This window comes from Flagellimonas meridianipacifica (genome assembly GCF_003001695.1).
Taxonomy (GTDB): domain Bacteria; phylum Bacteroidota; class Bacteroidia; order Flavobacteriales; family Flavobacteriaceae; genus Flagellimonas; species Flagellimonas meridianipacifica.
In genome coordinates, this window is the sequence record NZ_PVYX01000002.1 from 1895040 (window position 1) to 1907151 (window position 12112).

Below are 12112 nucleotides of genomic sequence, written 5' to 3' on the forward strand. Positions count from 1 at the left end.
AAAATCACTCTTTCCTTGTTTCTTTCATTTATTTAGAAGTGTTCTACTCCAAAAGTCTTCCAGCCAATTGCAACATATTGATTTCGGCAACTTTTAGGTCATATTTGGAACGCGCATAGTTGTTCCTCGAATTGAAAAGGTTTATTTGGGCCTGTCGGTATTCCACGGAAGTAATTTGACCAAGGCCATACTGTTTTTTTGACTTTTCAAAGTTCAACTCATTGGTCAAGAGGTTATCGGCTTCGGCTTCCAACGAAAATTGAGCTATTGAATAGGTTTCGTAAGAGTTCAATACATCCGTTACGAGCTCTTCTTTTGCCTTAATCAACTCAATCTCTCTATTTCTCTTTGTAATCTTTGCGGTTTTCACTCTTGTGGAATTGCCTCCGTTGAAGATATTCCAACTCAAATTAAGACCTAGATTAATTCCATATGACTCATTCTGTAAAGCGAATGAAGTGGGCGGATTTTGGCTTTCATTCCATCGGTAAGACCCTGAACCTGAAATTTTTGGTAAAAACTGTGCTCTATTGATTTTGATGTCCAAGTCGCTCAATAAAATATTCTGATTTGCCAAAAGCACTTGAATGCTTTCCCTCTGAGCAGATTCCATTAGGCTTTCCTTATCCATTTCTGGCTTAAATATGACCAAAGTATCTACTTCAAAAGCAGTAGAAACATCCCTTCCAAGGAGTAAATTTAGACTACGTTTTAGGTTTTTCAGGTCCCTTTGTGCCTCGATAAAGGAAATACTGTCGTTATTTAGGTCTACTTGGGCATTCAATTCGTCAAGTTTAGTTCCCTGGCCATATTTGAGCTTCCTCCTCGCCCGGTCCAACCTGTCTTTGGAATTTGAAACGTTGAGCTCAAGATTTTCTACAACCTGTTTTTGAAATGCCGTATTGAAGTAAGCATCGTAAATCGAAATAATGCTGTTTTCAATTTGCTGCCTCTCCTGTAACCTGGCCAGGTTAAGGTTCTCTTCGTTGTTTTGGTTGGTAAATTTTCTAACCAATCCATCAAAAATCACATACTCTGCAGTAATGGATGCATTATAGGATTCAGTGACCGCTCCATCCACTGATGTTGAGGTCTGGTCCAAAAAAAGTACGTTTTGGTTTTCATCGGAATAGTTAACACCGCTGCTTGCCGATACCGTGGGCAGATATCCACTATTAAGTATTCCGGTCTGCACATCTGCCAATTTAGTATTGTTTTTGGCAATCTTCAGGTCATAGTTGTTTTCCAAGGCAATTGCAATAGCTTGGTCCACATTTAGCGACTCTTGTGCAACTGCCTTGGTTATCAACAAACAAGAAAAGAAGACTAACAATCTAAAATTCAACATGATCAACTTTTAATTCTTTAATTGCACGCTCTACTTCTTCCCTTTTTGGCTTCACTCCAGTTGTGATGTACTTCACATACACTTTCACGTAATTCGAGACCGATAAAAAAATTGGAAGAAGAAATAGGGTGAGTAATGTAGCTATGGCAATTCCATAGGATATGGAAATGGCCATTGGGATAAGAAACTGAGCTTGAAGACTACGTTCCAACATTAAAGGGGCGAGCCCAGCAATCGTGGTTATGGAGGTTAGGAAAATTGCTCGGAAACGTGCTCGCCCCGTTTCATAAAGTGCTTCGTCAAATGAGAGGCCTTCTTTCAGGTACGAATTAAATCTACCCGTAAATACCAATCCATCATTCACCACAATTCCTATCAGCCCAATAATACCTAGGTAGGAAAGAATACTCATTGGAAATCCATGAAGCCAATGCCCCCAGGCTACCCCAATCAGGCAGAAAGGGACTATGGCAAGTAGAATCAACGGCTGACTATATGATCGGAAGGCGAAAACAATCGTTACATAAATCAAAAAGATGATAACTGGAAGAACCTGGGAAGCTGATTCTGTTATACGGTCCACTTCACGATTCTGTCCCTCTGCTCCAACATTTACATCTGGATAGTTCTCCTTTAATAAAAGTGGGACCCTTGTGGTCAAGTCTTGCATTATCTCGGTTGGACTTGCTTTAGGATTGGCTAAATCGGCTTCTATGGTCAACTCTCTTATCCCATCAAGATGGTTAATGGCCACCTCCCCTTGTTGAATGTTTAAGGTTGCTATTTCGGATAATGGAATTCGACCATTCTGCGTAGAAATTTGAATATTTTGAATGTTGCTTATACTGGAACGGTCCTCGTCGCTATAGCGCACCCATATTTTTATTTCATCCTGTCCTCGCTGAATGCGTTGTACTTCCTTTCCAAAAAATGCACTTCGAACTTGGCTCATTACACCGTTGAGTGTAAGACCTAGGATTTGGGCATTTTCCTTTAGTTCCAACCTTATTTCCTTACCTCCTTTTGGACTGGTATTCACAATATCCTTTATATCCGGATTTTTTCGCAACTCTGCATATACTATCTCTTTGGCCTGTTCCAGGCTTTCAAGATTTTTGGATTGTATCGATATGGAAATGGGCATCCCTCCAACATTTCTTCCTGAATCAAAGCTCAGTTTTTCAGCCATTGGTATTTCCCCAACTTTTTCACGGATACGATTTGCTATATCTGAGGAAGAAAGTGTGCGTGACTCACTAGGGGATAAATTGAGCGTTATCGTCGATTGGGAACCACTAGGCCCAACTTGTCTTAGCGAAGATCGGATATAAGGTTCTCCGAGTTCATTTTTGCCCAATTCTTCGTTTACTTTCCAGATTTTTCCCTCTACATAGGTGCTGAGTGAATCAGTAACATGTTCGCCCGTTCCCTCTGGAGTATTCAATGTAATGGTAATTTGATCACTTGCGTTACTGGGGAAAAAGGTAAGTTTAATGAGTCCTGCGCCGAATGCTCCTAGAGTTATAATGAAAAGGCACATAATCACACTAAATGAAATGAATTTATTCTTTAATGTGAATCTCAGGGCAGGTGAATATACCCTGTCCCTTAAAAAATGAATAAACTGATCCCCCCAAACATTGAACCTATAAGTTTTTCCCTTTCCTTTCAAGTCTTTGGAATGGGCTAAATGCGCTGGGAGAATAATTAAAGCCTCTATTAGCGAAACTGCCAGTGTAATGGCCACTACCGCAGCTATATCTCCAAAAAAAGCTCCGATTTGACCGTCCAAAAAAAAGAAAATTGAAAAAGCCAAAATGGTAGTTGCAATCGCAGAAAGAATGGGGGTAAGGACATCCATAGTACCATTTACTGCAGCTTTTATATTGGATTCCCCTTTTTCATGGCGTGAGTATATATTTTCCGCGATTACAATTCCGTCATCAACAAGAATTCCAATCACCAAAATCATCCCAAAAAGCGATAACATATTTAGAGTGACACCATAGTGCGGGAGAAGAATGAACATCCCAAAAAATGAAATGGGTAGTCCAAAGGCAACCCAGAACGCCACTCTCGGTCTCAAGAAAAAAGATAATAGGAGTAAAACCAATATCATCCCCAATATGGCATTTTCAAGAAGAAGCGCGATTCGGTCCTCAATGACCACAGAAAAATCTGAAGTGATTTCCATGGATAGATTATCATGTTCGTCATTGAACTTTTTTTGATATTCCCTGGCCTTTTCTGCACTTCCTATAAGGTCCTCTGAATTGGTATTCGTCAAGGCAATGGCAATAGCAGTTTTTCCATTGAACTTAATGATGTCAGGAGATTCATTGAACGTATTGATGGTTTTGGCAACGTCCCGAAGTAGTACTTTGCCACCAGCTTCGTTGTGCTTTACTACAATATTCTCCAATTTGCTGGCGTATTTTGCTTTGTTTTCAGCACGTATGGTGTATTCTTCATTACTGGTCCTAACAGTTCCTCCCGTGACCAGAATGTTGGCGTTGGATACTGCACTTGAAATATCATCAAATGTCACATTCAAACTACGAAGACGTTCCTCCGTAACGGAGATTTCTATCTCCTCCTCTGGGAAACCGGATAAGGTTATCTGAGAAATACCCTCCATGCGTAAAAAATCATCTTCAATGTCTTGGGCCGTTTTTTTCAGTATGCTTAAGGGCACATTCTCGCCAACGAGTACAAATGAAATTCCTGGTCGTGTGGGTTTTATCGTTTCTACAACCGGCGGTTCGGACCCTAAAGGAAAGGAGGGTATACCATCCACAGCATTTTTGACTTCATCCAATACGAGGTTGATATCAAAATCAGTTAGAACCTCAATACTTACCGTACCGGTATTTTCCCTTGAGATTGAGGTTACACGATCGATACCTTCAAGCCCTTTTAGATTTCTTTCTATTTTTTCCACCACACCCTCTTCAACCTCTTTTGGCGAAGCACCGGGAAAGGACACCTGAACATTGATGATTGTTGGGTCTGATAAAGGAAATATGGATGAATTAAGCTGTTGAAATCCGAAATATCCGAAGATGAGAAATCCAACGATAAAAATATTGACCGCTACAGGGTATTTAATGAAGTAGGCTATTATCTTTTTCATCTGAAAGAATTAGAACAGCACATTCATACCGGGATAAACATTGGCCAACACTTCATCAACCAAAATGGTGTTAGCTTTTAAACCACCTATCAAGACACTATCTCCAACATAATTCATAGGTTCCACTTCCTGAAGTTGAAGCACACCATCCTTCACAACATAGACCTGATTGTTCTCAATGAGCAAATTATTATCAATTTTCACCACGTTTTCCAACATTTTCCCAAAAATGGTACCCTGTAAAAACTGTCCTTCCTTAAGATCAGTACCCGCTATTTCTACAACTACGGTTATGGTCTGTGTGTTTGAACTAATTTTTGCATTTATCCGACTTATTTTCCCTTGGAACTTTTGTTGAGTGTCCAAACTTTCAAGAAGTACTTCTTTGCCCAAGGCTATATAATTAGTATAGCGAGATGGTACCTCTAGCTTAATCTCAAATAAAGATGGGTCTATAAATTCTCCGAGCTTTTGCCCGTTACGAACAAGAGTTCCTGTGGTAACCAAAGACTCCGTAACTACTCCTCCAAAAGGAGCTTTAAGTGTATATTTTGATAGTCTTTCTTCTTGATTTTTAACTGTATAGAAGTTCTCATAAATGCCTTTTCCCGTCAAAAACAAACGCTCAGCTTCGGATGTTGGTTCCGGTAGAGTCTGTAGTGCTCGATTTACTTTGAAATCTTCCAAATAGGATTGCCATTTTACTGAAGCTTCCGGGAAATCCACTTCCATATCGGGTAGCATGCTCGTAATTCTGTTTAAAAATGCGCTACGAGTTGATAGAAGTTGGGCTTGGTATTCGGAGCTATTTATTTGTAACAAGGTTTGGTTTTTATAAAACCTGTTTCCTTCTTTGAAATCAGTTTGGGTGGCCACAAGAATTCCTTGTACTTCACTGTACAGTTCTATCCTTTTTTTGGCAGTTAACGAACCTGTTGCTTCAATTACAAAGGGATGTGAAGTGGGAACTACCAATTGTGTGGATACCATTTGTTGTTCCTTTTTAACTTCATCGACGGTTTCCTGGTTGCTATTCTTCATCAAACCAACCAGGAGTACCCCCAAAACTATAATGCCCAACCCAATTAAGGCCTTTATCCATATTTTCATTCTTCAGACATTTTTTTGCGCATGGTTTTTCGCATTTGAGGCTCTAACTCATCTTCAAACTTTTCCATTTGCTCTTCGGATAAAATCCTCTCTAGCTCTTGGTTTTTTGCCTTCTTTATTTTTTTCATATCCCCCATTTTTCCAAACATCGAACCTTCCTTATTCATCAAATCGGCCGTCTTTTTGGAATAACGGACATTCACCTCTTCAACTTTTGTGAGTTGTTCCTCATCAAGATTCAATTCGGATTTCATCAAGTTGGTTTGATATTCGGCCATTTTTGTCGCATCCATCTTTTTTTGCCCAAAAGCGGATATGGATATCAATAAAGCTATTGCTGGTAGTAGTGTTTTAGATATCATTTGTATCATCATTTTGAATTATTTTGCTTTGGTCTTTGGAGCACGAATCGTAGTCCCAAGTTGAAGTATGCCCCACTTTCCGGGTCAAAATCAAAGATTTCTTCATTTTCATCATCCAAAATCTGCAAGGTGGGGTTGGGTACAAAACCGACTTCGCCCACAAACGCTAAGTTTTTTGTAAATAAGTATCTATAGGAAAGTCTTGTATTTATTCCGTTGAACTGAAGTTTTGTATTCTTTAAAGTTGCATTTCCCTCAACCGCTATCTCGTTGGAATTGTTTCCGAAGATACCTTGAGGAGATGCCAAAATCGCAACGCTATGTTTGGCGTTTACTCGGTAAGTCAGACCTGTAACTGGAATTCCCAAAGAATAGCTCCAATGTTCATTCAGTTGTTGACTGAAGGATACGGCCGGAAAAACAATAGGTTCACCAAATTGGGTTCCATAAAATGCTCCAACAAGTAAATTCGAGAATCTGTTATCTTCACCCCATCTTTTGGTAAATCCCAGTATAGCGTTGAAAACAAAATCTTCTTCGCTGATACCGTCTCCAAAATTGGATGTTAACGTAGTTCCTACCGAAACAACCATCCTCCAATTGTTCTTCAGGGGCCTTAAGTAAAAAACACCCGTGTTTATGGAATGAATATCCTCAAACGTAGACAGGTTTACAAGATTAGTGGACGAATTGAAATCAAAAGAAAAAAGCTGGTATCCCAAACGTGCACCCAAAACTCCTTTTTTAATGGGTTTCGCAAAGCTCAGGTTCAAACCGTAGTTCTGAATTTCAGTCCCTCCTAAATCGGGTAAAAGTCCATAATTAATGCTTATCGGTTCGGGTTCATTGGAATTACCAATAAATATGGGCAATTGTGCCTTAAGAGAGCCAATGGTCATCATTCCAACAAGTAACATCCACTTTTTCATAGTTGATAATTGTTGAGAGCGAAGCTATACAGTGGATTTTCCAAAGAAGAATAAAATATACTTATGCAGATAATGAAAAGACCAATACCAATAATGTGTCGATAAAACCAGTGAAGGAATTTGTATGGGATTTTAGGGAGTTCATAGAAAAAAACAACCTTCTAGTTGATTTTTCTTTTGAGAAACCAGATATCTTTCAAGTTAATATTGATGTTTACCGAGTGAATGTTCTCCTGAACCAATATGGTGTTGGTGCTACCGCGGTTTGTATTGGTATAAGAAATGTTAATCATGGAACCGCTTCTCCTGCCAAAGGGGAAACCCAGTCCCAAGGAAAAGCCACTACTTGAAATGTTTTCTCCGCGAACGGACAGATAACCTGAGTCGTAATAATACCCCGTTCTGAACTGTATCCTTTGGATATATTTAAAGCCAGCAGGATTTATACTGTACTCCGCTCCTCCGGAGAAGATGTTTTGGTCTACAAAATCACCAATGTTATCTTGTTGTCCAGTAACGGACCAAGCCTTAAAACTATGATCAAAGTTAAGATGAAGGTGTTTCAAAGGACTAATTAGGATACCATTGTTGAACTCCAAGGGTAACTCAAACCTATCAAGAGAGATATCCAACTCAGATTCAACCGGGCTTTGAATCAAATCCAAGACTTTGTTTACTGTTCTATCTTGAGTGCCCGAAAGCTGCGTCGGAAAGAGAATCGTACCTCCATAAGAAAATAGTTTGCCTATATCCGTCTGAAGCCCAACACCAAATTGAACACCACTATAATTACTTGTTTCCTCTACGGTTAGTCCACTCAAACCTGTTTGTACAATCTCGGTTTCTTCTATACTTCCAAATAAATACGAAATCTTGGCTCCAAGTCTAAAACCCTTGAACATAGTTCTCCCATACTGTAGATTTAGAGTGTTCAATGCACCTGTTCCAAAGATGTTACTATTGAACTGGTCAAATGTTCCTTCAATATTACTTTCAATTCCCAAAAGTGAATACCCTACATCCGAATAGGGCAATACCGCAAGACCTAAGGTGGATTTTTCATCAATATTGGCGGAAAAAGCCAGACTGGAAAAGTTGCTAGCCAATCTATTCTCTTCAGTGGTATTGTTTTCTATGGTGCTCAATTCGCCAAGAAAACCAATATCAAAAACAAAGGAATTTGTACTCTCTGTTCCAAAGGATGCAGGATTCCTGATATTTATGAAGCTTGGGTCGTTGATGGCAAAACCTCCTCCACCTAGTGAAGCGTTCTTTCCGACATTAGAGCTGGTTTCAACACCTAACCCGAAAAGAGAATATGGAGAGCCTGTTAATCTATTCGTCTGGGAATAGGAATTCAAGGCGGTAACCACAACTGTTATGGTGGTAAGAACTTTATTCATCTTCATCATAAATCGCATAGGTGATAATCAAGGTTGCCTTAAAATCCTGACTTTCTTCCCCTTCCAAAATGACTCGATCAACGCTTTGCCCAAATTCAGGAGGATACACTATGAATGCGTCATCAACCAGGTTCGTTTCATTGAGTTCCCTATCCACATAGACCCCAATTGGTATTTCATAAATTAGTTCATCAAACTCTTTCAGTTGTTCGTTTACCACTCCAAATACAGGTTCGCCCCCAAAAAAAAGCTGTTCAGTTATCCTGTTATTCTGGTTCACCAATAGAATGGTCAATGAATCCCTAATAGGAAGATTATCGTTGTAGGTGCTCGGAGGGGGTTTTAACTGAAGGGTAGCACTTAGAATAGTGCCTTGTCCAGGAATATCGAACAATTGTTTAATAGTAGGAAATTGAATTCTCGCAGCGTATCCCGTTCCTGCCTGAATAAAACTTCGGTTATTTGATCGGGGCGAAGGGAGATTGATTTCTTGATCAATGAGTGTATCCAAAACTGAATTTGAAAGGGTGTTTTGGATATTGTTGAATATTTTTGGCTCTGAAAGATTTTCTTGAACAACAAAATCCAAAGAGCCTTCTTCATCATCAAATTCCTGGGGTATCCGATAAAAGAATCGGATATAACTTCGACTACCATTCGATGAAAACCCTATAATACTAGAGTTATCCATAACTCCCGGCCTTATACTAATACCTTGAAACGTTTCAAGAAGTTCATCCAGGTTGTTTATGTCATTGTCCCGTATCCCCTCAAAAAGAGATAATCCAAAGTCCTGCGGAAGTTTAATAAAGAGTGAATCTTCGTCCTTTGGTTCAGGGAGATAAGTATATGTAGCCAATGGAACTGAATCAAATGAAATTTCGGAGGTGTTATAAAAAAACCCATCTTCATCCCTTAAGTCATCAGTAAGGAGGTGTACATTGAGCGTAGACTGGATGATGGTATCGTTGTAGAAGTATCCGTCATAACCCAGTACGAGCCCTACACTGTCCAATTCGGCATCTGAGGGAAGCTCATACACGGGTGGGGATAACTCCATGAAATTGGTCGCCTTCACTTCCCCAAAAAAACTATCAACATACTGACCAACAAGAATACGGTCGGTACCTGAAGTGACTATGCTATCAAACCGCATGGTTGAAACCGCCACAGTAAACGTATCCAATGATATGACTCTTACATCGGAATCTGCAAAATCCTGCCCGACCTCCAAAGATGGAATTTCAGATGTATCCAGACTACAGGCCAATATCAGAGCAAAAATTCCTAAAAACAATATGATTTTCTTCATTGGATAATGAATGTTGTTTGGAGCAAAAGAATTGAAACCCCATGTAATATGGGAGTTAATTATACCTAGGTTGAATTTTTGTCTACCAAACTTTTGTTTCTCCCACTAAACCCAAATCTCCGGATTGGTCGATGAATACGTTGAGTTGGTATACAAAAGCGTCCTACATGTATAAAATATTTTAGGTCGGAACATCTCCAGAATAGTTTTGGGAGAAAAGTCAATTTGAGTAGAGTCTTTTGTACAATGGTTTTGGTCCTTATTTATACTGATATCAAATCCCAAGAAGAAATAGTCAGGATGGACTATGGAATTTGGGCAGATATGGAAAACACCACTGTTTCCGACCTTACTTTTAGGTTTAGTCAAAAAATTCAAAAAAACCTGACCATATCCTCAGAGTACTTAAAACGTGATTTTGATTTCTTTGATAGAACTGAAGTATCACCTTTAGAGGACATAAATCGTTTTCACCAACTCCAATTGTCCTTAGATTATGAAATTGAGATTGGAAAAGCCTATACAATTGAGGCCGCATTTAAACCTACCATTTCATCTTCTTGGACCAGCTCACTTTCCCAAGAGGATTTTTTATGGATTTTTTCAGCTTGGATATCAAAAAAATGGTCTGGCAAAAAACAAAGGAACAACTGGGTAAGGGTTGGAATATTCAACGATGTTCTTTTTGGCTCTCCAAGGCTGATACCACTACTTGAATACAGTACCTATATCAGCGATAAGCTTTTCTTAAAATTAGGTTTTCCAGAAAGCGCTATTTCATTTCAATTTAATGAAAGAAACCGTTTGCTTCTGGAGCATTCTTTTTCTGGAATGTACGCCAATGTTGCCAGCCCTTTGCAAATTCAAAATTTTGGGGAGCTGGTGGACGGAAAACTCGTATTGAACGGGTCACAGATTTCCTTGGATTACCAGTACAGGCTTCAACCCAACCTTACCACAATCTCACAGATAGGATATCAGTTGGTTGAAGATTTTGAAATTCAGGACAACAACGACAACCCATTTTATGATTTTGGACAGGGCTCCTCTATTTTTTTTTCGATGGGAATTATGTACAACTTTAAATAAAAACAATGAAAAGAACAATTTGGTTAATGACAAGGATGGAAGTGAAGCTTCTTACCTCAATGATATGCTTATTTTGCTTTTTGAGCTGTTCGGATGATGAGGATACTGATGATTTAGGGAATTGGGTAGACCGTTCGGTTTTGGACGGAACACCAAGAAGCAGTTCAGCTGCATTTAGCATAGGAAATAAAGGCTATATGGGCACAGGATATGATGGTGATGATTATCTATCAGACTTTTGGATTTACGATATGGATGGGAACTTTTGGTCCCAAGGCGCCTCTTTTCCAGGCGTTGCAAGAAGTTCTGCAAGTGCCTTCACCATTGGTGATGAAGGATATGTTGGGCTTGGTTTTGATGGGGATAATGAATTGGGCGATTTTTATAAATACAACCCATCATCCAATACATGGACTCCCATTTCGGATTTTCAAGGTAATCCAAGAAGAGGAGCAATAGCTTTTGGGTCGGATACCAGTGGATATGTAGGAACCGGGTTTGACGGTGATAACGACCGAAAGGATTTTTGGAAATATGATCCAACCACCGATACTTGGAACGAAATTGTTGGTTTTGGAGGAACAAAACGACGGGACGCCACAACTTTTAAAATAGGGAACACAGTTTACGTGGGTACCGGGGTTTCCAACGGCAGGAACCAAACCGATTTTTGGGCGTTTGACCTAACTTCAGATTCGTGGACCTCACTTTTGGATATTGACGACGATGATGACTACACCATTGTTCGTAGTAATGCTGTGGGCTTTTCCATTGGAGACAGAGGCTATATTGCTTGCGGAAATGGGGGTACAGGGTCTTTGACTAGTGTATGGGAATACAATCCATCTACTGACTTGTGGGAAGAAAAAACAAATTATGAAGGCGTGGCAAGAGAGGGGGCTGTTGGTTTCTATGATGGTACCCGTGCGTTTTTGGCGCTTGGAAGAAGTGGAAACCTCTATTTGGATGACAATCGTGAATTTTTCCCGTTTGAAGAAGAGGATGAGGACGACTGATAACATTGATATAGTCCTGTTCTTATGAAAAAAAAGGACAGCTATTTGTATGCCTTAATCTTTATTTTTATAGGCCTGCTTTTCTTTTGGTTCGTCAGGCTTGGATTCAGTTTTCAAACCTCCGTGAAGAAGGACGGTCTCGAACTGATTGTAAGTGAGTCCCGGGATAAAGAAGGGTGGGTGTACTCCATATACCATAAAGAACGACTTTTGATTCATCAAGAAAACCTGCCCCTGCTACAAGGAAAAAATAGGATTGCTACAGAGCAAATGGCTACAGAGCTGGGAGAAATGGTCCTGCGAAAACTGAGAAATCACGAACCGCCAGTCATTCAAAAAAGGGAACTTATCGAGGTAATTGCCTCTCATTCAAAAAAAGATTCCATATTTTAAGAAATCAAACTAAGATG

At 39.6% G+C, this 12112-nt stretch carries 10 protein-coding genes; 3 read left to right on the top strand and 7 right to left on the bottom strand.

What is annotated here, in order from left to right:
• Window positions 1-43 precede the first annotated feature (43 nt).
• The 7 genes from CLV81_RS18665 to CLV81_RS18695 all read right to left on the bottom strand — a co-directional run bounded on the left by CLV81_RS18665 (window position 44) and on the right by CLV81_RS18695 (window position 9597).
• Entirely contained in the window at window positions 44-1348 is a 1305-nt protein-coding gene (locus CLV81_RS18665) for a TolC family protein (RefSeq protein WP_106147215.1), read from the bottom strand.
• Window positions 1335-4481 (bottom strand): efflux RND transporter permease subunit, encoded by a 3147-nt coding sequence (locus CLV81_RS18670; protein ID WP_106147217.1) that lies wholly within the window; start codon window positions 4479-4481, stop codon window positions 1335-1337. The genes CLV81_RS18665 and CLV81_RS18670 overlap by 14 nt, the downstream gene beginning before the upstream one ends.
• Before the next feature lie 9 nt (window positions 4482-4490).
• The gene (locus CLV81_RS18675) at window positions 4491-5591 is read right to left on the bottom strand and encodes an efflux RND transporter periplasmic adaptor subunit (protein ID WP_106147219.1); all 1101 of its coding nucleotides are present in this window, start codon (window positions 5589-5591) and stop codon (window positions 4491-4493) included.
• Window positions 5588-5965, bottom strand: a complete 378-nt coding sequence (locus tag CLV81_RS18680) for a hypothetical protein (protein WP_146129942.1) — start codon at window positions 5963-5965, stop codon at window positions 5588-5590. The genes CLV81_RS18675 and CLV81_RS18680 overlap by 4 nt, the downstream gene beginning before the upstream one ends.
• The gene (locus CLV81_RS18685; protein WP_146129943.1) at window positions 5962-6882 is read right to left on the bottom strand and encodes a DUF6268 family outer membrane beta-barrel protein; all 921 of its coding nucleotides are present in this window, start codon (window positions 6880-6882) and stop codon (window positions 5962-5964) included. The genes CLV81_RS18680 and CLV81_RS18685 overlap by 4 nt, the downstream gene beginning before the upstream one ends.
• Window positions 6883-7043: 161 nt before the next feature.
• Window positions 7044-8285: a BamG family beta-barrel-assembly machinery protein gene (locus tag CLV81_RS18690; protein ID WP_146129944.1), complete on the bottom strand. Its 1242-nt coding sequence runs from the start codon at window positions 8283-8285 to the stop codon at window positions 7044-7046.
• Window positions 8278-9597, bottom strand: a complete 1320-nt coding sequence (locus CLV81_RS18695) for a DUF4270 family protein (RefSeq protein WP_106147227.1) — start codon at window positions 9595-9597, stop codon at window positions 8278-8280. The genes CLV81_RS18690 and CLV81_RS18695 overlap by 8 nt, the downstream gene beginning before the upstream one ends.
• 225 nt (window positions 9598-9822) lie before the next feature.
• Here CLV81_RS18695 and CLV81_RS18700 point away from each other — a divergent pair, with 225 nt between their 5' ends.
• Genes CLV81_RS18700 through CLV81_RS18710 form a run of 3 tightly spaced genes read left to right on the top strand, consistent with a single transcriptional unit; the run spans window position 9823 to window position 12095 of the window.
• Window positions 9823-10686: a hypothetical protein gene (locus CLV81_RS18700; protein ID WP_146129945.1), complete on the top strand. Its 864-nt coding sequence runs from the start codon at window positions 9823-9825 to the stop codon at window positions 10684-10686.
• 5 nt (window positions 10687-10691) lie between these two features.
• Window positions 10692-11702, top strand: a complete 1011-nt coding sequence (locus tag CLV81_RS18705) for a Kelch repeat-containing protein (RefSeq protein ID WP_245912088.1) — start codon at window positions 10692-10694, stop codon at window positions 11700-11702.
• A gap of 24 nt (window positions 11703-11726) precedes the next feature.
• Complete coding sequence (locus CLV81_RS18710) at window positions 11727-12095, top strand: DUF4907 domain-containing protein (protein ID WP_106147231.1); 369 nt, start codon at window positions 11727-11729, stop codon at window positions 12093-12095.
• Window positions 12096-12112: the final 17 nt, after the last annotated feature.